The 20,780-nt window shown below is 67.5% G+C and carries 22 protein-coding genes, 1 tRNA gene and 1 riboswitch; of the genes, 17 read left to right on the top strand and 6 right to left on the bottom strand.

The genetic code is table 11. The annotated features are described in order from the left end of the window. Window positions 1-56 precede the first annotated feature (56 nt). From VFG40_RS13775 to VFG40_RS13765, 3 genes are all read left to right on the top strand, one after another. A tRNA-Lys gene (locus VFG40_RS13775) sits at window positions 57-132 on the top strand. Between the two features lie 110 nt (window positions 133-242). Next, window positions 243-941, top strand: coding sequence for an HAD family hydrolase (locus VFG40_RS13770; RefSeq protein WP_324898447.1), 699 nt, complete (start codon window positions 243-245; stop codon window positions 939-941). 13 nt (window positions 942-954) lie between these two features. Further along, on the top strand, window positions 955-1,512 hold the full coding sequence (locus VFG40_RS13765) for a GNAT family N-acetyltransferase (RefSeq protein ID WP_324898445.1): 558 nt from the start codon (window positions 955-957) through the stop codon (window positions 1,510-1,512). A 10-nt stretch (window positions 1,513-1,522) separates the two neighbouring features. Here the strand turns inward: VFG40_RS13765 and VFG40_RS13760 are convergent, their stop codons facing one another. The 3 genes from VFG40_RS13760 to VFG40_RS13750 form a co-directional block, all read right to left on the bottom strand. Then, window positions 1,523-2,026, bottom strand: a complete 504-nt coding sequence (locus VFG40_RS13760; protein WP_324898443.1) for a DUF2127 domain-containing protein — start codon at window positions 2,024-2,026, stop codon at window positions 1,523-1,525. A gap of 141 nt (window positions 2,027-2,167) precedes the next feature. Beyond that, complete coding sequence (locus VFG40_RS13755; protein WP_324898441.1) at window positions 2,168-2,398, bottom strand: YbdD/YjiX family protein; 231 nt, start codon at window positions 2,396-2,398, stop codon at window positions 2,168-2,170. Next, the gene (locus VFG40_RS13750; RefSeq protein ID WP_324898438.1) at window positions 2,395-4,473 is read right to left on the bottom strand and encodes a carbon starvation CstA family protein; all 2,079 of its coding nucleotides are present in this window, start codon (window positions 4,471-4,473) and stop codon (window positions 2,395-2,397) included. Before VFG40_RS13750 ends, VFG40_RS13755 begins: the two co-directional genes overlap by 4 nt. A gap of 167 nt (window positions 4,474-4,640) precedes the next feature. Here VFG40_RS13750 and VFG40_RS13745 point away from each other — a divergent pair, with 167 nt between their 5' ends. From VFG40_RS13745 to VFG40_RS13710, 8 genes are all read left to right on the top strand, one after another. After that, a complete protein-coding gene (locus VFG40_RS13745) occupies window positions 4,641-5,444 on the top strand; it encodes a DUF4197 domain-containing protein (protein ID WP_324898436.1) in 804 nt (267 codons plus the stop codon). Between the two features lie 67 nt (window positions 5,445-5,511). After that, entirely contained in the window at window positions 5,512-6,048 is a 537-nt protein-coding gene (def, locus tag VFG40_RS13740) for a peptide deformylase (RefSeq protein WP_324898433.1), read from the top strand. 1 nt (window position 6,049) lies between these two features. Beyond that, window positions 6,050-6,331, top strand: a complete 282-nt coding sequence (locus VFG40_RS13735) for a DUF427 domain-containing protein (protein ID WP_324898431.1) — start codon at window positions 6,050-6,052, stop codon at window positions 6,329-6,331. Window positions 6,332-6,417: 86 nt separating this feature from the next. Further along, window positions 6,418-7,173 (top strand): queuosine precursor transporter, encoded by a 756-nt coding sequence (locus VFG40_RS13730; protein WP_324898429.1) that lies wholly within the window; start codon window positions 6,418-6,420, stop codon window positions 7,171-7,173. Between the two features lie 71 nt (window positions 7,174-7,244). Beyond that, window positions 7,245-7,976 (top strand): TlpA family protein disulfide reductase, encoded by a 732-nt coding sequence (locus tag VFG40_RS13725; RefSeq protein WP_324898427.1) that lies wholly within the window; start codon window positions 7,245-7,247, stop codon window positions 7,974-7,976. Between the two features lie 126 nt (window positions 7,977-8,102). Further along, window positions 8,103-9,170 (top strand): acyltransferase family protein, encoded by a 1,068-nt coding sequence (locus tag VFG40_RS13720; RefSeq protein ID WP_414649299.1) that lies wholly within the window; start codon window positions 8,103-8,105, stop codon window positions 9,168-9,170. A gap of 84 nt (window positions 9,171-9,254) precedes the next feature. Beyond that, a complete protein-coding gene (locus VFG40_RS13715; protein ID WP_324898425.1) occupies window positions 9,255-9,866 on the top strand; it encodes a flavodoxin family protein in 612 nt (203 codons plus the stop codon). A 272-nt stretch (window positions 9,867-10,138) separates the two neighbouring features. After that, the gene (locus VFG40_RS13710; RefSeq protein ID WP_324898423.1) at window positions 10,139-10,516 is read left to right on the top strand and encodes a hypothetical protein; all 378 of its coding nucleotides are present in this window, start codon (window positions 10,139-10,141) and stop codon (window positions 10,514-10,516) included. A 162-nt stretch (window positions 10,517-10,678) separates the two neighbouring features. Here the strand turns inward: VFG40_RS13710 and pyrF are convergent, their stop codons facing one another. The 3 genes from pyrF to ettA are packed head-to-tail and all read right to left on the bottom strand — an operon-like array spanning window position 10,679 to window position 13,665. Further along, window positions 10,679-11,497 (bottom strand): orotidine-5'-phosphate decarboxylase, encoded by an 819-nt coding sequence (gene pyrF, locus VFG40_RS13705; protein ID WP_324898421.1) that lies wholly within the window; start codon window positions 11,495-11,497, stop codon window positions 10,679-10,681. Window positions 11,498-11,526: 29 nt separating this feature from the next. Continuing rightward, window positions 11,527-12,003, bottom strand: a complete 477-nt coding sequence (locus VFG40_RS13700; protein WP_324898419.1) for a cupin domain-containing protein — start codon at window positions 12,001-12,003, stop codon at window positions 11,527-11,529. A 3-nt stretch (window positions 12,004-12,006) separates the two neighbouring features. After that, window positions 12,007-13,665 (bottom strand): energy-dependent translational throttle protein EttA, encoded by a 1,659-nt coding sequence (gene ettA / locus VFG40_RS13695; RefSeq protein WP_324898417.1) that lies wholly within the window; start codon window positions 13,663-13,665, stop codon window positions 12,007-12,009. Between the two features lie 191 nt (window positions 13,666-13,856). Here ettA and VFG40_RS13690 point away from each other — a divergent pair, with 191 nt between their 5' ends. The 6 genes from VFG40_RS13690 to ribB all read left to right on the top strand — a co-directional run bounded on the left by VFG40_RS13690 (window position 13,857) and on the right by ribB (window position 20,637). Then, window positions 13,857-14,747, top strand: a complete 891-nt coding sequence (locus VFG40_RS13690) for a DUF817 domain-containing protein (protein ID WP_324898414.1) — start codon at window positions 13,857-13,859, stop codon at window positions 14,745-14,747. A 131-nt stretch (window positions 14,748-14,878) separates the two neighbouring features. Beyond that, on the top strand, window positions 14,879-16,147 hold the full coding sequence (gene glyA / locus VFG40_RS13685) for a serine hydroxymethyltransferase (RefSeq protein ID WP_324898412.1): 1,269 nt from the start codon (window positions 14,879-14,881) through the stop codon (window positions 16,145-16,147). Window positions 16,148-16,648: 501 nt separating this feature from the next. Next, the gene (gene nrdR, locus VFG40_RS13680; RefSeq protein WP_324898410.1) at window positions 16,649-17,176 is read left to right on the top strand and encodes a transcriptional regulator NrdR; all 528 of its coding nucleotides are present in this window, start codon (window positions 16,649-16,651) and stop codon (window positions 17,174-17,176) included. A 49-nt stretch (window positions 17,177-17,225) separates the two neighbouring features. Continuing rightward, complete coding sequence (ribD, locus tag VFG40_RS13675) at window positions 17,226-18,359, top strand: bifunctional diaminohydroxyphosphoribosylaminopyrimidine deaminase/5-amino-6-(5-phosphoribosylamino)uracil reductase RibD (protein WP_324898408.1); 1,134 nt, start codon at window positions 17,226-17,228, stop codon at window positions 18,357-18,359. Between the two features lie 119 nt (window positions 18,360-18,478). Next, window positions 18,479-18,662, top strand: a riboswitch (FMN riboswitch). 127 nt (window positions 18,663-18,789) lie between these two features. Beyond that, window positions 18,790-19,431 carry a riboflavin synthase gene (locus VFG40_RS13670; protein WP_324898406.1) on the top strand — a complete coding sequence of 214 codons (642 nt, stop codon included), beginning with the start codon at window positions 18,790-18,792 and terminating at the stop codon, window positions 19,429-19,431. Between the two features lie 114 nt (window positions 19,432-19,545). Further along, complete coding sequence (gene ribB / locus VFG40_RS13665; protein WP_324898404.1) at window positions 19,546-20,637, top strand: 3,4-dihydroxy-2-butanone-4-phosphate synthase; 1,092 nt, start codon at window positions 19,546-19,548, stop codon at window positions 20,635-20,637. The last annotated feature ends 143 nt before the right edge of the window (window positions 20,638-20,780 follow it).

The following is a 20,780-nucleotide window of genomic DNA, read 5'->3' as shown; positions in this document are numbered from 1 at the left end:
TGGCGAGCACTCCCTAAAATTGCCGGCTTGCGTTTAATTGCGCAACCGCGTCACGCGGGCCGTTAGCTCAGTTGGTAGAGCAGTAGACTTTTAATCTATTGGTCCCGAGTTCGAGTCTCGGACGGCCCACCATCGACATACCGTCCGGCATCCTTGCCGGGCGGTTTTTTTTGGCCATCGTCACGGGCCGATGGCGACGCATGAAACAATGTGCGGCATCCTCACCATGGAGCCCGCCAACGATGAGCCATGTGCCCGCTTCACTGGATCTGCTGATCTTCGACTGCGATGGCGTGCTGGTCGACAGCGAGCGCATCACCAACCGGGTATTCGCGCAGATGCTGGGCGAGCTCGGCCTGCAGGTGAGCGAGCAGTACATGACCGAGCAGTTCTACGGCCGCACCGCCGCCGAATCGGTGCGCCGCGCCGAGCAGCTGCTCGGGCGTCCGCTGCCGGACGAGTTCGAGGCGCATTACGGCGAGCGCAGCCGCGCTGCGCTGGCGAGCGAGGTGACGCTCATGCCCGGGGTGGCGGACATGCTCGAGCGCGTCGAGACGCCGTGCGCCATCGCCTCCAATGGCTTGCGCGTAAAGATGGAGATCACGCTGCGTGCCACCGGGCTGCTGCCGCGATTCGAGGGCCGCTGGTTCTGTATCGACGACGTGGTACACGGCAAGCCCGCGCCGGATATCTACCTGCACACGGCGCGGGCGTGCGGAGCTCGCCCCGGCCACTGCGTGGTGGTGGAGGATTCGCCCACCGGCATCGCGGCCGGCGTGGCAGCCGGAATGACGGTGCTCGGCTACGCCGCGCACCTGCCGGCCGAGCGCCTGCTGGAGGCGGGCGCGCAGCAGGCGTTCGACGATATGGCAGGCCTGCCGGCGCTGCTGGCCGCGCTGCGGCAAACCCGGGCAGATGCTGCCTCAGCCGACACGCGCTGAGCGGGCCCTTCGCATGGACAAATTTCCCGGCCTGCCGCTGACCACCGATCGGCTCCGTCTGCGCATCATGCAACCGGAGGACGCGCCCGACCTGCTGGCGATCTTCGGCAATGCCGAAGTCGTGCGCTACTGGAGCCATCCGTGCTGGACGAGCCTTGCCGAAGCGCAGGCGATGCTGGCGCGTGACGCCACGGCGCGGCAGGACGGCACCGCCTTGCGGCTCGGCATCGAGATGATCGAGGCGCCGCGGATCATCGGCACGCTGTCGCTGTTCAACCTCAGCGCCGCCAATCGCCGGGGCGAAATCGGCTATGCGCTGGCGCGTGAATGCTGGGGTCGCGGCCTGATGCACGAGGCCCTCACGCGCTTCGCCGGCTGGCTGTTCGACACGCTCGCGCTGCGCCGACTGGAGGCCGACATCGATCCGGCCAACCGTGCATCGGCGGCGAGCCTCCGACGCATCGGCTTCCAGCGCGAGGGACTGCTGCGCGAGCGCTGGCTGATCGATGGCACGCCCGCCGACACCGAACTCTACGGCCTGCTCGCGCACGAATGGCGCGCCGGTCGCTGACGCAGCCGGCTCAGTGCCGGTGGTGCGGCTGCATGGCGATGCGGGCCAGATAGATCACGATCGCCACGTTGGCCAGCAGCACAGCGAACTTGAGTGCGCTGGCGTGCTGTACCACCTCATAGAGTTCCACCGGGATCAGCGAGCCGGTGGCGATCACGGTGAACCACTCGGCCCAGTGTCTGCGCATCCACAGGCCGATGCCCTCTATCGCGAACAGCGCCGCGTAGCCCAGCGCCACCGCGCCGATCAGCACGAAGCGGTGCGGTCCCATCGTGCTCAACAGCTCGATCAGCTGCTGTCTGATGCCGTCCGACTCGCTCAGCGAGAGGTGCGCCAGCCAACCCAACAGCCGATCGAGGTTGTACTGGCGCTTGAGGTGGAACGCTGCGCCTGCCGCCGCCAGCAGCCCCAGCGCCTGCAGCATCTTGTAGCTGGCGATCAGGCGCAGCCCGAGCCGATGGGCGGATTCGGGCGTCGCGTCGTTCGCGCGCGAGGCGTGAAGAGGTCTGTTCACCTGAGGGGAAGCCGAAGCGCGGGGGATACCGATTGTGGCGGTTGCCGAACCGCATCGCCACGTCATCACGCACTGTGGTCGCAAATGAAAAGGCCACGCCGTCGCCGGCGTGGCCTTGGTTGCATGGTCGCCAGACGACTCTCAGCAGCAGCGCCCGCCCGTACCGCGATAGCGCGCGGCCTGGCGCTCGCGGAAAAACGCCTCGTAGCTGGGAATGGCCCGCTCGGGATGATGCCGCTTCAGATGCTGCACGTAGACGTCGTAGTCGGGCACGCCGCAACACAGGCGGGCCGTCTGCACCGCCCACTTCCATGCGCTGTGCAGCCAGGGACGCACGTGTCCGCGGCGGGATGCGCCAACCGCGGCACTCATGACTGCGGCACCGTGCTCAGCGCCACGTAGGGCTCCTCGTGCGCAGTGGGCTGGTTGGCCTTCATCGCCCGCAGGATCGCGCGCAGCACGAACAGGGCCATCGCCACCACCAGCAGCATGAACAGTCCGGTGAGCGTCATGTCCACGTAATTGTTGGTGACGATGCGCTGCATTTCCTCGGCCGTCTTTGCCGGGGCGATCAACTTGCCGTCGGCGATGCCCTGGGCGTACTTGTTGGCCGCGGCGGTGAAGCTGATCGGGCCGACCAGCTTCTCGTAGCCCGCGGTGAGCGTGCAGATGATCAGCCACAAGGCCGGAACGCCCGGAGCCCACATGTAACGCTCGCGCTTGAGCTTGACCACCACCACCGTGCACAGCATCAGGGCGATGGCGGCCAGCATCTGGTTGGCGATGCCGAACAGTGGCCACAAGGTGTTGATGCCGCCCAACGGGTCTACCGCGCCCTGGTAGAGGAAGTAACCCCACAGCGCCACACAGATCACCGTGGCCACCAGATTGCCGGTCCACGACTCGGTCTGCTGCAGCGGCTTGTGCACGAGCCCGGCGATCTCCTGGATCATGAAGCGTCCCACGCGGGTGCCGGCGTCCACCGTGGTGAGGATGAACAGCGCCTCGAACAGGATCGCGTAGTGGTACCAGAACGCCATCATGCTCTCGCCGGGAATGATCCCGTGCAGCAGCTGGGCCATGCCCACGGCGAGCGTGGGCGCACCGCCGGCGCGGCTGAGGATGGAGTTTTCGCCGATGTCCTTGGCCGTCTGCAGCAGCTGGTCCGGTGTCACCACGAAGCCCATCTGGCTGATCGCGGTAGCCGCGCTTTCGACCGTGGTGCCGAGCAGGGCGCTGGGCGAGTTCATCGCGAAGTACACGCCCGGATGCAGCGACGCCGCCGCCACCAGCGCCATGATCGCCACGAAGGCCTCCATCAGCATGCCGCCGTAGCCAACCATCTGTGCCTGGCCCTCATTGGCCAGCAGCTTGGGCGTGGTGCCTGAGGCGATGATCGAATGCCAGCCCGACACCGCACCGCAGGCGATCGTGATGAACAGGAACGGGAACAGGTTGCCGGCAAAGACCGGGCCGGTGCCGTCGATGAACCTGGTCACGGCCGGCAGCTGCAGCGTCGGCGCGGCCAGGAAGATCGCCAGCGCCAGCAGCGCGATGGTGCCGATCTTTAGGAAGGTCGAGAGGTAATCGCGCGGCGCCAGCAGCAGCCATACCGGCAGCACCGATGCAAAAAAGCCGTAGCCGATCAGCATCCAGGCCAGGTGCTTGGCGTCGAAATCGAACATCGGGCCCCACACCGGCGAGTCGAACACCGCCTTGCCCATCCAGATCGAACCCAGCAGCAGCACCAGGCCGATGATCGATACCTCCAGGATGCGGCCTGGACGGAACCAGCGCAGATAGACGCCCATCAGCAGCGCGATCGGAATGGTGGCGGCCACCGTGAACAGGCCCCAGGGGCTGTGGGTGAGTGCCTTGACCACCACCAGCGCCAGCACCGCCAGCACGATCATCATCAGCACCAGCACGCCGAACATCGCCACGATGCCCGGCACCGGACCCAGTTCGTCACGCAGCATGTTGCCCAGCGAGCGGCCGTCGCGGCGCAGCGACAGGCCCAGCACCATGAAGTCCTGCACCGCGCCGGCAAACACCACGCCGAACAGGATCCACAGCGTGCCCGGCAGGTAACCCATCTGCGCGGCGAGCACCGGGCCTACCAGCGGTCCAGCGCCGGCGATCGCGGCGAAATGGTGGCCGAACACCACCCACTTGTCGGTCGGCACGTAATCCAGGCCGTCGTTGCGCAGGACCGCCGGCGTCGCGCGGCTGGGATCCAGCTGCAGCACCTTGTTGTTGATGAACGTGCCGTAGAACCGGTAACCGATGACGAACACGCAGATCGACGCGGCTACCAGCCAGATCGCATTGATCGGCTCGCCGCGCCGCAGAGCCACCACGCCCAGGCAGAAGGCGCCGATGATGGCGATGGCGGCCCACAGGATTTTCCCTGCCGGGCTGGGTGCAGGTGTCGCGCTGGCATTCATCGCGGGTGTCTCCTTCAGGGATAACCCAAGGGTCGCCCCCGCGACGGGGGCGGTCAATGGTCGCAGCCGCGATCGCCCATTAGCCATTGGTCGAATGCTCCCGAGCGCCGCGCTGGCACCGGCAGGACGCCGCTACACTGTCACCACGCCAGCCTCGGGAGCACGCCATGCGCCACACGCCTCGCCTTGCACTGCTCGGGTTGGCCCTGGGCAGCGGCCTGTTGCTTGCCAGCGCTCCCGCCACCGGCGCAGGCCAGTTCAAGGACCTGCTGAACAAGGCCCGGCAGGCCGCGCAGGACCGCACCGATGGCCGCAGCGCCAGTTCGCTGCCCGGCAGCGATATCGCTGCCGGTCTGAAGGAAGCCCTGGCCCAAGGCACGACCCGCGCGATCAATTCGCTCGGCCGCGACGGCGGCTTCTGGAACAACGAGAAGGTGCGCATACCGCTGCCCGGCAAGCTCGCGCAGGCCGGCGAGCTGGCGCGGCAGCTGGGGCAGGGCGCCAAGGTCGATGCATTCGAGCTGAGCCTCAATCGTGCGGCCGAAAAGGCGGTGCCGCAGGTCGCGGACATCTTTGGTGATGCCATCCGCAAGATGACCCTCGACGACGCCCGCGGGATCCTGGCCGGCGGGGACCACGCGGCGACGGACTTTTTCCGCCGGGTGGCGGGCGACGCGCTGTCCGCGCGCATCCGTCCAATCGTGGCGCAGGCCACCGACAGCGTCGGGGTGACCCAGAAGTACAAGGCGTTCACCTCCGGCAGCGGCGGCGCACTCGGCGACGTGCTCGGGTCGCTCGGCGGGATCGGCGGCAAGTCCGCTGGCGGCAGCGCGCTGGACCTGGACGATTACGTCACGCGCAAGACCATGGACGGCCTGTTCACCATCATCGGCGAGCAGGAGCAGTCGATTCGCGAGAATCCGGCCGCCCGCACGACGGACCTGCTGAAGAAGGTCTTCGGCAGCCGCTAGCCGCGGCGCCCTTGCAATCCCCCGCGTCGGCCACAGTCACATGGGGTCCCCGCTGCGAGAGCCAGTCATGATCCACGAGATCCTCAAGATGGGCGATCCGCGCTTGCTGCGCATCGCCCCGCCGGTACCCGACGCGATGATCGGCAGCGCCGAACTGCAGACGCTGATCGACGACATGTTCGAGACCATGCAGCACGCGAACGGGGTCGGCCTTGCCGCGCCGCAGATCGGCGTGGACCTGCAACTGGTGATCTTCGGTTTCGAGCACGCCGAACGCTATCCGGAGGCGCCGGAGGTGCCGCGCACGATCCTGCTCAATCCCGTGATCATGCCGCTCTCGCAGGACATGGACGAGGGTTGGGAGGGCTGCCTGTCGGTGCCGGGCCTGCGCGGCATGGTCAGTCGCTACAGCATGATCCGCTACAGCGGGCTGGACCCGGCGGGCGAGCCGATCGACCGCCGGGCCGAAGGGTTCCACGCGCGCGTGGTGCAGCACGAGTGCGATCACCTGATCGGTCGCCTGTACCCCTCGCGGATCACCGACTTCAGCCATTTCGGCTTCACCGACGTGCTTTTTCCGGGCCAGGATCTGGGAGACGACTGACATGCGTGCGATCTGGAACGACACCGTGCTCGCCGAGAGCAACGACACCGTGGTGGTGGAGGGCAACCACTACTTCCCCGCCGAGGCGCTGGTGCGCGAGCACTTCCGTGACAGCGACCGCCACACCAGCTGCCCGTGGAAGGGCACCGCGAGCTACTACGACGTGGTGGTGGGCGAGGCGGTGAACGCCGGGGCCGCCTGGTATTACCCCGCGCCCAAGGAGGCGGCCAAAGAGATCGCCGGCCGCGTGGCGTTCTGGAAGGGCGTGCAGGTCATCAACTAGCCGGTCGCGACAGATCGCCCCCGGCCGTGCCCGCCGGCGCAGCGCCCGGCTATGCTGCGCCGTCGCCACGTCCGCAAGGGGAACCGATGTCCGCGTCTGCACCGCCCGCCGCGCCGCTGCGCGGCTTCCGCTACTACGACCTGCTGGTCGGCGGCATGGTCGCCGTGCTGCTGTGCTCCAACCTGATCGGTCCGGCCAAGGTGTGCACGGTGACGCTGCCGCTGCTGGGCGCGCTCACCTTTGGCGCCGGCAACCTGTTCTTTCCGATCAGCTACATCTTCGGCGACGTGCTTACCGAGGTGTACGGCTACGCGCGGGCGCGGCGCGCGATCTGGGCCGGGTTCGGCGCGATGATCTTCGCCACCGCCATGTCGCAGGTGATCCTGCGCATGCCGGCCAGCCCCTCCGAGCCGTTCAACGCGCAGCTGCAACCGGCGCTGGAGGTCGTGTTCGGCGGCACCTGGCGGATCGCGCTGGCCTCGCTGGTGGCGTACTGGATCGGCGACTTCGCCAATTCCTTCGTGATGGCCAAGATGAAGCTGCTCACCCGCGGCCGCCTGCTGTGGACGCGCACCATTGGCTCCACCCTGGTTGGCCAAGGTGTGGACAGCCTCACCTTTTACCCGATCGCCTTCATCGGCATCTGGGAAGGCCAGACCATCGTCAAGGTGATCGCATTCAACTGGCTGATGAAGGTGACGGTCGAGGTGGTGTTCACGCCGCTGACCTACGCGGTCGTGGGTTTCCTCAAGCGCCGCGAGGGCGTGGACATCTACGATGAGGGAACCCACTTCAACCCTTTCAGCCTGAAGGACGAGGGTAGCGCCCGGCGTCACGACTGAGACGCCCGATTGACGTGATGCTCGACGCGCCATGAGACTTGTCGCGCAAGCATTTCAAGGAGGAAACGGCCATGAACAAACGCTTTCGTCGATCGATGCTCGCCCTCTCGCTTCTTGCCGTGGCGGTGCCCGCCATCGGCAGGCAGATCACGCTCGAGAAATTCCGTGCAGGGATGCTGGTGCCCAATGACACATCCGTCCAATTCGAGGATGCTTCTGGCAAGCCGATCACCTTCGATCAATTCGTCGCCGCAGCCCGCGGAGGGTCCTTCTCCAAGGACATCGACACCGAGGCGAGGAAAGCCGTTTTTCGCGTGAATGATCGCGCGACTTTGCACAAGTCCGCGGCCAAGGCGCCGGCATTGGACGTGACCCGTGGACAGCCGTTGCCTGCAACCGAGTTGTCGACGCTGGCTGGCGAACGGTGGACACCAGTGAGCAAGGACGGGCGCTACACCTTGCTGAGCTTCTACTTCGACGCGTGCGTACCGTGCATCGCCGAGATTCCCGCGCTAAACGCATACGCCCGTGCCCATCCGGAGGTGCGTGTGCTTGCGGTGACCTTTGATGGCGCGGTGAGCGCGCGCACGTTTCGCGCCACGCGCCATCTGGAATGGCCGATCGCGCCCGATGCCCAGACTTTCATCGACGCGCTTGGTGTGCGCACCTATCCCGTGCTGCTGCTGGTGCGTCCGGATGGCACGCTGGCTGATTCATTCACGGACGCCAGACTTGAGTCTGCGGACGGGGCTGCGCGACTCGCGGCATGGGTGCATCGTGCCCAGTCCAGCATGCTTCGCTGATACAGCGCACGAGACTGGCGCCTGAAGCTGTTTCGTCGCATATCCTGGAGATCTGCACTGACTGCCGCGCCGTCGAACTCCCCCGTCCTCCGCAGCCGCCACGCCGGCATCGACCGGTTGCGTGGCATGGCCATCCTCCTGGTGGTGCTGCATCACCTGGGGCTGCGCGTGCCGTTGCGCGACACGGTGCTGGGCGGGTGGCTGCCGCCGCGGTTGCTGGACGCGATGAACGACAACGGCTACGAGGCCGTGTTCGTCTTCTTCGTGATCAGCGGGTTCCTGATCGCCGTCAATGCACTGGACCGTTGGGGCGATCTGGCGCGCATCGAGCCGGCCACGTTCTATCGCCGCCGTGGCGCGCGCATCCTGCCATGCCTGCTGGCGCTGGTGGCGGTGCTGGCCCTGCTGCACTCGCTGGGCGTGCCCGACTACGCGATCTCCCGACCCGGACAGTCGCTCGGCGGCGCCGTCGCCGCGGCGCTGGGCCTGTATCTGAACTGGTACGAAGGACAGACCGGCTACCTGCCGGGCAATTGGGACGTGCTGTGGTCGCTGTCGATCGAGGAGGTGTTCTACCTGGGCTTTCCGCTGGTCTGCCTGCTGGCGCGCCGGCGCGCGGTGCTGGTGCCGCTGCTGGTGCTGCTTGCGCTGTCGTTGCCGTGGTCACTGGCGTCGATCGTCGGCAACGAGGTGTGGAAGGAGAAGGCCTACCTGCCCGGCATGGCGGCGATCGCGACGGGCATCCTGGGCGCGCTGTGGTTGCGCGCGAAGCCACCCGGCCCCCGCGACGCGCGCGTGCTGCGCTGGTTCGGTGGTGCCGCCATGCTGGCCGTGATGACGCTGATGGTGCCGTGGCTCTGGCGTGCCCTGCACGACGGCGTGCTGCTTATGCTGACCGTCGCGACGATGTGCCTGCTGGTGGGCATGGGCCGGTCCGCGCCTTCGACCGGCCGCGCGCGTGGACTCGGCTGGCTGGAAAGCTGGGGGCAGCTGAGCTACGAAATCTATCTGACCCACATGTTCGTGGTGTTCGCCGCGTTGCACGTGTGGCATCGGTGGAGGGCCGGACCCGGTGCGGCGCTCATGCTGTACGCAGCGGTGCTGCCCGTCTGCTGGCTGCTCGGCTGGGCCGTGGCGCGGGGCTTCTCGCAACCGTGCGAGTGCGCGTTGCGTGCGCGGCCCGCGGCGATGTGAAAGTGCCCTGTCCGCCGTGCAGACCCTCCATGCACGGCAGACCCTGCAGTCTTTGGTCCTCCATTCGATATCGAGGACGTCGCCGTGGCACTAAGCGCATTCGGGCTCAACTGCACACTCAAGCAAGGGCAACAGCCGTCCTCCACGCAGAAGTTGCTGGACCAGCTGATGGCCGAACTGCAAAAGCATGGCGTGACCACCGCGACCGAGCGGGCGCTCCATCACGACATCAAGCCGGGCGTGTCCAACGACGAAGGCCAGGGCGATGCGTGGCCGGCGATCCGCCAGCGCATCATGGATGCGGACATTTTCGTGATCGCCACGCCGATCTGGATGGGCCAGCCGTGCAGCGTCAGCAAGCGCGTGATGGAGCGCCTGGACGCGGTGCTCGGCGATATCGACGAGCAGGGACGCTATCCCACCTTCGGCAAGGTGGCGATGGTGGGGGTGGTGGGCAACGAGGACGGCGCCCATCACGTCACGGCGGAGCTCTACCAGGCACTGGCCGACGTCGGCTTCAGCCTGCCCGGCGGCAGCTCCGCATACTGGGTCGGCGAGGCGATGGGCAGCACCGACTACAAGGATCTCGAAAAGACCCCGGACAAGGTGCGTCGCACGATCGCCACGCTCGCCAGCAATGCAGCGCACTTGGCAAAACTGCTGAAAACGAGCCCTTACCCGGCTCCCTTGTCCTGAGTTGCATGCGTCCGCCCCGCGTCGGCACGAGGGGCGGGGCCAGCCTGCGAACGGCTGGTAGTGGTTGCGCAGACGATAAAGTCCCTGTGTCGCCCGCCGATATCAACAGTGCGAAGGATGTGCTGAATGGTCCGCTCCCGAGTAAGGTCGTGCGAAGGCCGGCCGGCAGGAAGCTGGCAGCCCGGCGAATACGAAGCGCGGAGCGTCCGCGCGGTGGTCGGGTCAGTCTCCCGCAGATGGAGTCGGACGGCGTTGAAAAGGTCACGTGTCATATGAAGGATCGCTACAAGCCGCCGCCGGCTGCCGCCGGCAAGATCGTCGACTGGACCGCTCCCGAATTGAAGTCGCTTCTCAGTGGCTCGGAGGGGTGGGGACTGGACAATCGGGGCGAGTTTCCGCCGCGGCCTTGCACGCTGCATCTGTCTTCCGGCGAAGCGGAAGGGCAGGCTGCGACGCTGGTGCTCGAGCGGGCCGACCTCTTCGTGGTAGAGGCACTGTTCGTGATCCCGAAGGGGGTGCAGGTACGCGTGGATCGCATGCAGGGCGGCACGTTGCGTTCCACCTTCGGCACCGTCGTGGACGGGCACCTCGGCAAGCGCGCCGAGGATGTTGCCAACGGCATGTACGTCTACTGGATCTATCCACGCTAGGTCGTTGGCTGACGCGTCCTGTCCTGGACGCTTGCGGCGCCAAGCCAGCAGCTCGTGCCATTGTCCTGCGTCCCGCTGCCGGACAAAGTCATATGGCCGTCCCCGGCGCAGGCGCATGGTGCAGGGTGCTGGACGAATGCACCCCTCTACGTGGACGACGTCCTACTCGCTGCGCAGCTGGTTGATGGTGTCACGCAGCTGCCGGGCGGCGGCGCGCGCGGCCTCGGCGAAATCCTCGCCCTGGCCGGCGTAGAGGATGCCGCGCGAGGAATTGATCATCAGGCCGGTGCGGTCGGCGGTGAGGCCATGACGGAGCACGGCCGCCACGTCGCCGCCTTGGGCGCCGATGCCGGGCACCAGCAGCGGCATGTCGCCGACGCGGGCGCGGACCTGGCCCAGTTCCTCCGGCCAGGTGGCGCCACACACGAGGGCGCAGTTGCCATGAGCGTTCCAGTCGCGCGCGACCGTCTCGGCCACCCGCAGGTAGAGCGGCGCGCCGCCGCAGTCGAGCGCCTGGAAATCCGCGCCGCCCGGGTTGGACGTGCGGCAGAGCAGGATCACGCCCTTGTCGGTGCGCTCCAGGAATGGCGCGATCGAGTCGCGACCCATGTACGGATTGAGCGTCACCGCGTCGGCGCCGAAGCGGCCGAACGCCTCGCTGACGTAATGCTGCGCGGTGGAGCCGATGTCGCCGCGCTTGGCGTCAAGGATCACCGGCACGCCGGGATGCTTGTCGTGGATGTGGGCGATCAGCCGCTCCAGTGTCTCCTCGGCACGCAGCGCCGCAAAGTGCGCGATCTGCGGCTTGAATGCGCAGGCGAGGTCCGCGGTGGCGTCGACGATCGCCGCGCAGAACGCGAACACCGCGTCGGGCTGCTCCTTCATGTGTGCCGGCAGCTTGCCCAGCTCGGGGTCGAGGCCGACGCAGACCAGCGAGTCGTTGCGCTGCCAGGCGTCGGCGAGGGTCTGCATGAAGTGCATCGCGGGTTCCTTGGTGACAGGCGCCGCCGTCAGTACGGCGTGCCGTCCTTGTGCAGGTAGGTCCAGTGGCCGTCGAGGCTGAGGCCTTTCAGGTCGACGTCTGGGTAGTCGACCGTGTCCTCGTCGCGCCGTTCGCCGATTTCCAGGTACACGACGTCCTCGCTGCTGCGGTTGAGCAGTGCATGACCGTCGCCGGTGCCGGCCTTGAAGCCGGCACACATGCCGGGGCGCAGCGGTGTCTCCCCCGCATCGGTGACAAGCACCGGCGCGCCCTGGAGGATGTAGACGAACTCGTCCTCGTGGCTGTGCGCGTGGCGCAGCGCCGAGCGCGCTCCTGGCCCCAGTCGGGCCAGGTTGACGCCAAAACCGGTCAAGCCGAACACGTCGCCCAGCCTGCGTTTCAGGCGCTCGCCCATCTGCGCGGCGAAGGGCGCGGGATAACCCGAGCCGGTGCGCACGGGGGCGTCACCGGCATCGATTGCGACAGGGTGCCCGGCGTCGCTCATGCGTCAGACCAGCTTCTTGTACTTCACCCGGTGCGGGCCGGAGTCGTCGCCAAGGCGGCGCTTCTTGTCGGCCTCGTACTCGTTGTAGTTGCCGGGGAAGAACTCCACGTGCGAGTCGCCTTCGAACGCGATGATGTGCGTGGCGATGCGGTCGAGGAACCAGCGGTCATGCGAGATAACGATCGCGCTGCCGGGGAACTCCAGCAAGGCGTCTTCGAGCGCGCGCAGGGTTTCCACGTCGAGGTCGTTGGACGGCTCATCGAGCAGCAGCACGTTACCGCCCTGCAGCAGGGTCTTGGCCATGTGCAGGCGGCCGCGCTCACCGCCGGAGAGGCTGCCGACGATCTTCTGCTGGTCCACTCCCTTGAAGTTGAAGCGGCCGATGTACGCGCGCGACTGGATCTCGAAGTTGCCGATGGTGAGGATGTCCGAACCGCCGGAGACCTCCTGCCACACGTTGTTCTTCGGATCGAGCGCGTCGCGCGACTGGTCGACGTAGGCCAGCTTGGTGGTGTGGCCGAGCTTGACCTCGCCCGAGTCCGGCGTCTCCTTGCCCATGATCATCTTCATCAGCGTGGACTTGCCGGCGCCGTTGGGACCGATCACGCCGATGATCGCGCCCGGCGGCACCTTGAACGAGAGATCCTCGATCAGCACGCGGTCGCCGAACGACTTGGTGACGTTCTTGAACTCGATCACTTCCTGGCCCAGGCGCTCGCCCGGCGGAATGAAAATTTCATTCGTCTCGTTGCGGCGCTGGTACTCGACCGAGTTCAGCTCCTCGAAGCGGGCCAGGCGGGCCTTGCCCTTGGACTGGCGACCCTTGGCCGCCGAACGCACCCACTCCAGCTCTTTCTCGATCGCCTTCTGGCGCGACTTTTCCTGGTTGGCTTCCTGCTTCAGGCGCGCGTCCTTCTGCTCCAGCCACTCGGTGTAGTTGCCCTTCCACGGGATGCCGCGGCCGCGGTCGAGCTCGAGGATCCACTCGGCAGCGTTGTCCAGGAAGTAGCGGTCATGGGTGACCGCCACCACGGTGCCGGGGTAGTTCTGCAGGAACTGCTCCAGCCAGTCCACCGACTCGGCGTCCAGATGGTTGGTGGGCTCGTCCAGCAGCAGCATGTCCGGCTTGGACAGCAGCAGGCGGCACAGCGCCACGCGGCGCTTCTCGCCGCCGGACAGCGGGCCGACCACGGCGTCCCACGGCGGCAGGCGCAGCGCGTCGGCCGCCACTTCGAGCTGGCGCTCGAGCGCATGGGCGTCGTTGGCGGCGAGCAGGTTTTCCAGCTGCTCCTGTTCCTTGGCCAGCTTGTCGAAGTCGGCGCCCTCTTCGGCGTAGGCGGCGTAGACCTCTTCCAGCCGCTTCTGCGCGTCCAGAATCTCGGACACGCCTTCCTCGACCACTTCACGCACGGTCTTCTCGGGATCCAGGTCCGGCTCCTGCGCCAGGTAGCCGATCTTGGTGCCCGGCTGGGCGCGGGCTTCGCCCTGATAGTCCTTGTCCACGCCGGCCATGATCCGCAGGACGGTGGACTTGCCGGCGCCGTTCACGCCCAGCAGGCCGATCTTGGCGCCGGGGAAGAAGCTCAGCGAGATGTCCTTGATGATCTGGCGCTTCGGGGGAACGATCTTGCTGACCCCGTTCATGGTGTAGATGAATTGCATGCTGGCTCCGAAAGACGGTCCGCAAGCCGCGTCTGCGCGCGACCCGGCAAGGTGGGAAGAATGGGGAAAAGGCCTGCGATTATCGCCGATCGGCCCCTTCGCTGCCACGCGATGGCCCCGGCCGGGCACCCCCGGCGCCCGGCCCTGTTGCACATTGGTGTTTTCAACTGGCCACGGTGCAGGGGGGAGACATGGAGGCACTGGCTCGCAGGGCAAGCTGGCGCCGGCGGCTGATTCGGTTCGACCGCCTGCTCGCCCGCCGCGCAGCCGGCCGGGGGCGCTGGGGCGTGTTCCCCCACGAGTTTCTCGCGTTCGGCCTCAAGCAGGCCTCGGCCTGCCTGTTCGGTGGCCTGATGGTGGCGCTGCTGCTGGCCAGCTGGCGCTGGTATCCGGCACATGCGGCGCTGGCGCGCTACGACTTCCTGACGCTCTCGGCGCTGGCAATCCAGGGGGTACTGCTGGCGACCGGCCTGGAGACGCGGGAGGAGGCCAGGGTAATTGCACTGTTCCACGTGGTCGGCACGGCGATGGAGCTGTTCAAGACAGCGGCGGGGTCGTGGGTCTACCCGGGTGCATCGGTGCTGCACCTGGGGGGCGTGCCGCTGTTTACCGGCTTCATGTACGCGGCCGTGGGCAGCTATATCGCGCGGGCCTGGCGCCTGTTCGACTTCCGCTTCAGCCATCACCCGCCATTTGCCGCCACGGTGGCGCTGGCGGTGGCGATCTACGTCAATTTCTTCAGCCACCATTTTCTGCCGGACGTGCGCGTGGCCCTGTTCATCGCGCTGGCGCTGCTGTTCGGGCGCACCTGGGTGCACTACCGGATCCGACGCGTGCACCGGCGCATGCCGCTGCTGCTGGGATTCGTGCTGGTGGCAGCGTTCATCTGGCTGGCCGAGAACGTCGGCACGTTCAGCCATGCATGGCTCTACCCCGCCCAGCGGGCGGGCTGGCACATGGTGCCGCCGGGCAAGCTGGGCGCGTGGCTGCTGCTGATGGTGATCAGCTACGTGATGGTCTCGGCGGTGCACCGGGAGGCGCGCCGGCGGCCCGGGCCGCCGGGGCCGTCCCGCCGTCACTGAGCCTCCGCAGCCGTGGCAGGCGCCGCCCGGTGCCGGCTCCACGCATGCTGCGACACGGCGTGCCGGTGGCCGCAAACCCCCGCGGGGTCTACAATTCCCGCCCTTATCCGCGCCACCCACTGAGGCCACGAATGTTTCCGAAGGACTGCACGATCGCCGGTTATGACGACGAACTGGCCAAGGCAATTGCCGACGAGGGCCAGCGCCAGGAAGACCACGTCGAGCTGATCGCCTCGGAGAACTACGCCAGCCCCCGCGTGATGGAGGCCCAGGGCTCCAAGCTCACCAACAAGTACGCCGAGGGTTACCCGGGCAAGCGCTACTACGGTGGCTGCGAGTACGTCGACGTGGCCGAGAAGCTGGCGATCGACCGGGTCAAGCAGCTGTTCGGCGCCGACTACGCCAACGTGCAGCCGCACTCGGGCTCGCAGGCCAACCAGGCGGTGTACTTCGCCCTGCTGCAGCCGGGCGACAAGATCCTCGGCATGAGCCTGGCCCACGGCGGTCACCTCACCCACGGCGCCAAGGTCAATCTCTCGGGCAAGGTGCTCGACGCCGTGCAGTACGGCGTGGACGCCAACGGCATCGTCGACATGGATGAGGTCGAACGCCTCGCGCTGGAGCACAAGCCGAAGATGGTAGTGGCCGGCTTCAGCGCCTACTCGCAGGTGCTGGACTGGGCCCGCTTCCGCGCCATCGCCGACAAGGTGGGCGCCTACCTGTTCGTGGACATGGCGCACATCGCCGGCCTGGTCGCCGCGGGCGTCTACCCCAGCCCGCTGCCGCACGCGCACGTGGTCACCTCCACCACCCACAAGACCCTGCGCGGTCCGCGCGGCGGCATCATCGTTGCCAGCAACCAGGGCATGGGCGAGGCGGCCGAGGAGATCGCCAAGAAGCTGCAGTCGATCGTGTTCCCGGGCATCCAGGGTGGCCCGCTGATGCATGTGATCGCGGCCAAGGCAGTGGCCTTCAAGGAAGCGCTGGAGCCCGGGTTCAAGAGCTATCAGGCGCAGGTGGTGAAGAACGCCCAGGCGATGGCAAAGACCTTCATCGAGCGCGGCTACAAGATCGTCTCCGGCGGCACCGAGAACCATCTGATGCTGGTCGACATGATCGGCAAGGACGTCACCGGCAAGGCCGCCGAGGAGGCCCTCGGCAAGGCGCACATCACGGTCAACAAGAACGCCGTGCCGAACGACCCGCGCAAGCCCTTCGTCACCTCCGGCCTGCGCATCGGTACGCCGGCAGTCACCACGCGCGGCTATCAGGAGGCCGATTGCGTCGAGCTGACCCAGTGGATCTGCGACGTGCTGGATGCGCCGGAGGACGAGGCGGTGATTAGCTCGGTAAGGGAGAAGGTTACCGCGCAGTGCAGGAAGTTTCCGGTTTACGGGTGAAGGCGCAATGGCCAGTAGCACGGCGACGTCCATGGATGATGGCGTATGGGCTGCTGTTTGCGGCCCCTTCGTTTTTACTGGGGCTTCTCTGGACAAGTTTAGGAATCATCGTCTTCGGCGTATTCCCCCTGGCTGCAATGTTGCAAGGCGCTTTGGAGCAATACATTTACTCAGAGAGTGATATCCGGCTTCTAGGATTTGTCACCCCACGCCTGACTCTGGCCTGCGCTGGGGGCTCTGGATTGCTCGCGGTGTCTTGCCTGACGCGCACATGGTTGAAAGGTAGGTCTCTAGCCGGAGTGAGGCCTTGGTGGTGGTTCGCTCTCGCGTGCGGTTGCGTGGCATCAATGGTCGCCTTTTGCCTTGCTTGGTCCTCGGGGCTGGCCTCGGCTGGCTGGATTGAAGTCCTCTTTATGTTTTTCAGCACCGGCATTCCGCTGATACCGCTCGCTGTGTATCTCTGGCATCACCGCCCACCTTCCGAATAGCAGACTGACCGTAATGCATTGCCCCTTCTGCCAGCACGAAGACACCCGCGTGATCGATTCGCGCCTCGCCGACGACGGTGCCACCGTGCGCCGCCGGCGCGAGTGCCCGCAGTGCGGCGAGCGCTTCAACACCTTCGAGACCGCCGAGCTGAAGCTGCCGGCGATCGTGAAGAGCGGCGAGCGGCGCGAGGCGTTCGATGAGCGCAAGCTGCGCACCAGCTTCGAGCGCGCGCTGCAGAAGCGGCCGGTAGCCAGCCAGGACGTGGACACCTCGGTGCGCGAGATCATCAACGACCTGCGCCGCAGCGGCGAACGCGAGGTCAGTTCGCGCTACATCGGCGAGCTGGTGATGCGCGAGCTGGGCAAGCTCGATCAGGTCGCCTACGTGCGCTTCGCCTCGGTTTATCGCAAATTCGAGGACGTGCAGGCGTTCCGCGAGGAGATCGAGAAACTCGAGCGCGACCTGCCGGAGCTGGAAAAGCTGCAGCTGTCGTTGCTCGCCAGCGATCCGTCGCGCAAGGCACGCAAGGGCGAGAAGTAGCCGCCCGGGCGGTATGCTGCCGGCCGGATCCGCCGCCGAACGAGCCGTCATGCCGTTTTCCGCCATCGACCACGCCCACATGGCCCGCGCGCTCGCGCTGGCCGAGCGCGGGTTGTTCACGACGCAACCCAACCCGCGCGTGGGCTGCGTCATCGCCCACGGTGACGCCGTGGTGGGCGAGGGCTGGCACTGGCGCGCCGGCGGGCCGCACGCCGAGGTTGTTGCCCTGCGCGACGCCGGCGGGCGCTCGCGCGACGCCACCGCGTACGTCACGCTGGAACCCTGCGGCCTTCAAGGCCGCACGCCGCCGTGCGCGGATGCGCTGATCGCTGCGGGCGTGGCGCGCGTGGTGATTGCGGCCGAGGACACCTCGCAGGCCGAAGGCGCAGGTTTGGCGCGGCTGCGCGCCGCCGGCATCGCGATCGAGACGGGCTTGATGCGCGAGCCGGCGCGCGAGCTCAACGTGGGCTTTTTTCGCCGCATCGAGACCGGTCGCCCGTTCGTGCGGTTGAAGCTGGCGATGAGCCTGGACGGACGCACTGCGCTGGCCAACGGCGCATCGCAGTGGATCACCGGCGAGGCGGCCCGCGCCGACGTGCAGCGCTGGCGGGCGCGCAGCTCGGCGATCCTCACCGGCAGCGGCACCGCGCTGGCCGACAACCCGCGGCTCACCGTGCGGCTGGCGTCTGCTTCGGGTTGCGCCGGGACGGTTCAGGGCGAGGAGTCCGAGGGCCGGCAGGCGCCGCACGCACCCCTGCGTGTGGTGCTGGATCGCGCGCTGCGCACGCCGGCCGGCAGCCACCTGCTGGATGGCGCTGCGCCGACGCTGGTGCTGCACGGCGCGGGTGCAATGGTCGATGACGAGCGTTTCGCCGGTGTCGAACGCGCCACGGTACCGGTCCGCGACGGCCGGCTGGATCTCGCCGCCGTGCTGGCCCTGCTGGCTGCGCGCCAGGTCAACGAGGTGCACGTGGAGGCCGGTCCGGTGCTGGGCGGGGCGCTGCTGGCCGCGGGGCTGGTCGACGAGCTGCTGCTGTACGTCGCGCCGGTGCTGCTCGGCGACACGGCCAGACCGCTGCTGCAGTTGCCGAACCTCCTCGCCATGACCGACCGGTGGCAGCTGCGTACCGTCGAGCAGCGTTCGGTGGGCATCAACTGGAGGCTGCGCCTGCGCCCCGGCTGATTCCCGTCTGCCGCGGCCAGTCGTCCGCGGCGGCGAACGCTGCTTCCCCTTGCCGCGGCCAGCCTCGCGGTCGGCGGGTGCTAGAATTCGGCGGCTGGCTCGCCAGCGACAACCAATTACAGCGTCTTCAGGGCGGGGTGAAATTCCCCACCGGCGGTAGGTGGAGCGGGGCGACCCGCGAAGCGAGCCCGCGAGCGCCTTCGCTGTCATGGCGAAGGGTCTAGCAGATCCGGTCCGATGCCGGAGCCGACGGTTGGAAGCGGGCAGCCGCTTTCTCACAGTCCGGATAAAGCGAAGACGGTTCGACGCGTGGCCCCTGGCTGCGCGCCGGCCTCATGCCTTGGGGCGTTTCACGCTTTCGACGCGGGAACGTTGCGATGACCATCGAGCAGACAGGCCACCACGCCACTTCCATCCGGGAGGCGTGCTGATGTTTACCGGCATCATCCAGAGTGTCGGCCGCTTGGTGCGGCTGGAGCCGCGCGGCGGCGACGTGCGACTGGTGGTGGATACCGCCGGCCTCGACCTTTCCGACGTGCAGCTGGGCGACTCCATAGCCGTCTCCGGCGTGTGCCTCACCGCCGTGACGCTGGAGGCCCACGGCTTCGGCGCCGATGTGTCCAACGAGACGCTCTCGCTCACCACGCTGGGCCAGCTCAAGGCCGGCGACCCGGTGAACCTGGAGAAGGCGCTGCGCCTGGCCGATCGCCTCGGCGGGCATCTGGTGTCCGGCCACGTCGATGGCGTTGGCAAGGTGGTGTCGATCACCCCGGACGGCCGCTCGCAGCGCTGGACCTTCGAGGTACCGGCGGCCATCGCGCGCTACATCGCGGCCAAGGGCTCGGTGTGCATCGACGGCACCAGCCTCACCGTGAACGAGGTCAGCGGCGCGCGCTTCGGCGTGAACCTGATCCCGCACACGGTCGAGCACACGGCGTTCCACGCACGCCGCGCGGGCGATGCGGTGAACATCGAGGTGGACGTGATCGCGCGCTACGTCGAGCGGCTTATCGGCGGCTCCCAGGCGTCCGGCATCGACGTCGATTTCCTCAAGCAGCACGGCTTCGCCTGAGCTCGCCGCCGCAGTCGTCCCCGTGCGGCCGCGCCCGTGCCGCCATCCCCATGCCGTCATTCCCGCGCCTGCGGGAATGACGTGAAGAAAATCCAGACTCCCCCGGGAACACCCATGCCCTTCAACACCATCCCCGAGATCCTCGAAGACATCCGCGCCGGCCGCATGGTCGTCATCCTCGACGACGAGGACCGCGAGAACGAGGGCGACATCGTCATGGCCGCCCAGATGGTGCGGCCGGAGGACGTCAACTTCATGGTGCGCGAGGCGCGCGGCCTGCTGTGCCTCACGCTCACCGAACAGCGCACGCGCCAGCTGGGCCTGCGTCCGATGGTCAGCGACAACACCTCGCCGTACCACACCAACTTCACCGTCTCGATCGAGGCGGCCGAGGGCGTCACCACCGGCATCTCGGCGCACGACCGCGCCCGCACCATCCAGGTGGCGGTGAAGTCCGACGCGAAGCCGCAGGATCTCTCGCAGCCCGGCCACGTGTTCCCGCTCACCGCCCAGCCCGGCGGCGTGCTGACCCGCGCCGGCCACACCGAGGCGGGCTGCGACCTGGCCGCGCTGGCCGGGCTGGAGCCGGCGGCGATCCTGATCGAGATCCTGCACGAGGACGGCTCGATGGCGCGCCGCCCCGAGCTGGAGGTATTCGCGGCCAGGCACGGCCTGAAGATCGGCACCATTGCCGACCTGATCCGCTACCGGCTGGAGACCGAGAAAACCGTCGAGCGGGTGCACGAGGAAGACGTCGACACCGAGTTCGGTGCGTTTCGGCTGGTTGCCTACCGCGACGCGATCCGCCGCGGCCTGCACTTCGCCCTGATCAAGGGCGCGGTGGACGACGGCGCCCCGGTGCTCAGTCGCGTACACGTACGCAACACGCTGTCCGATGTGCTGCACCTCACCCGCGACGATCTCGGCCTCACCGTCACCGCCGCGCTGCGCCGGATCGCCGACGAGGGGCGCGGCGTGCTGCTGGTGCTCTCCGGCGAGGACACGCCCGAAGCCTTGCTGGCGCGCCTCAAGGGGCAGCCGGCCGCGATCAGCGCCGAAGATGCCCAGCACAACCAGTGGCGCCAGCTCGGCCTGGGCGCCCAGATCATGGCGGACCTGGACGTGCGCCAGCTGCGCGTGATCGGCACGCCGCGCAAGCTGGTGGGGCTGGGCGGCTTCGGGCTGGAAGTCGTCGAGTACGTCTGAGGAGAGACGAGGCAAAGGAAGTCCGAAATGGGACGTGGGCAGTAAGAGCGGAGCGCTTTCCGCCCCGATGCGCATGGCCGTGCGGTGGACCGCTGCTGGCCTTCTCCACGACACTCCGTGCGCACATGCTCGACTCTCACCTC

It is taken from the genome of Dyella sp. (genome assembly GCF_035685805.1).
Taxonomy (GTDB): Bacteria; Pseudomonadota; Gammaproteobacteria; order Xanthomonadales; family Rhodanobacteraceae; genus Dyella_A.
This window is presented reverse-complemented; position numbering and strand designations above follow the sequence as displayed.

Bases quoted from the DNA above. Each gene is read 5' to 3' on its own strand.
- VFG40_RS13765 (WP_324898445.1), top strand. From the start codon at position 955: ATGGACAAATTTCCCGGCCTGCCGCTGACCACCGATCGGCTCCGTCTG.
- VFG40_RS13725 (WP_324898427.1), top strand. From the start codon at position 7,245: ATGAACAAACGCTTTCGTCGATCGATGCTCGCCCTCTCGCTTCTTGCC.
- ribB (WP_324898404.1), top strand. From the start codon at position 19,546: ATGCCCTTCAACACCATCCCCGAGATCCTCGAAGACATCCGCGCCGGC.
- VFG40_RS13720 (WP_414649299.1), top strand. From the start codon at position 8,103: ATGGCCATCCTCCTGGTGGTGCTGCATCACCTGGGGCTGCGCGTGCCG.
- VFG40_RS13670 (WP_324898406.1), top strand. From the start codon at position 18,790: ATGTTTACCGGCATCATCCAGAGTGTCGGCCGCTTGGTGCGGCTGGAG.
- VFG40_RS13770 (WP_324898447.1), top strand. From the start codon at position 243: ATGAGCCATGTGCCCGCTTCACTGGATCTGCTGATCTTCGACTGCGAT.
- VFG40_RS13700 (WP_324898419.1), bottom strand. From the start codon at position 12,003: ATGAGCGACGCCGGGCACCCTGTCGCAATCGATGCCGGTGACGCCCCC.
- nrdR (WP_324898410.1), top strand. From the start codon at position 16,649: ATGCATTGCCCCTTCTGCCAGCACGAAGACACCCGCGTGATCGATTCG.
- VFG40_RS13755 (WP_324898441.1), bottom strand. From the start codon at position 2,398: ATGAGTGCCGCGGTTGGCGCATCCCGCCGCGGACACGTGCGTCCCTGG.
- ribD (WP_324898408.1), top strand. From the start codon at position 17,226: ATGCCGTTTTCCGCCATCGACCACGCCCACATGGCCCGCGCGCTCGCG.
- VFG40_RS13745 (WP_324898436.1), top strand. From the start codon at position 4,641: ATGCGCCACACGCCTCGCCTTGCACTGCTCGGGTTGGCCCTGGGCAGC.
- VFG40_RS13750 (WP_324898438.1), bottom strand. From the start codon at position 4,473: ATGAATGCCAGCGCGACACCTGCACCCAGCCCGGCAGGGAAAATCCTG.
- glyA (WP_324898412.1), top strand. From the start codon at position 14,879: ATGTTTCCGAAGGACTGCACGATCGCCGGTTATGACGACGAACTGGCC.
- VFG40_RS13710 (WP_324898423.1), top strand. From the start codon at position 10,139: ATGAAGGATCGCTACAAGCCGCCGCCGGCTGCCGCCGGCAAGATCGTC.
- VFG40_RS13735 (WP_324898431.1), top strand. From the start codon at position 6,050: ATGCGTGCGATCTGGAACGACACCGTGCTCGCCGAGAGCAACGACACC.
- VFG40_RS13730 (WP_324898429.1), top strand. From the start codon at position 6,418: ATGTCCGCGTCTGCACCGCCCGCCGCGCCGCTGCGCGGCTTCCGCTAC.
- def (WP_324898433.1), top strand. From the start codon at position 5,512: ATGATCCACGAGATCCTCAAGATGGGCGATCCGCGCTTGCTGCGCATC.
- pyrF (WP_324898421.1), bottom strand. From the start codon at position 11,497: ATGCACTTCATGCAGACCCTCGCCGACGCCTGGCAGCGCAACGACTCG.
- VFG40_RS13690 (WP_324898414.1), top strand. From the start codon at position 13,857: ATGGAGGCACTGGCTCGCAGGGCAAGCTGGCGCCGGCGGCTGATTCGG.
- ettA (WP_324898417.1), bottom strand. From the start codon at position 13,665: ATGCAATTCATCTACACCATGAACGGGGTCAGCAAGATCGTTCCCCCG.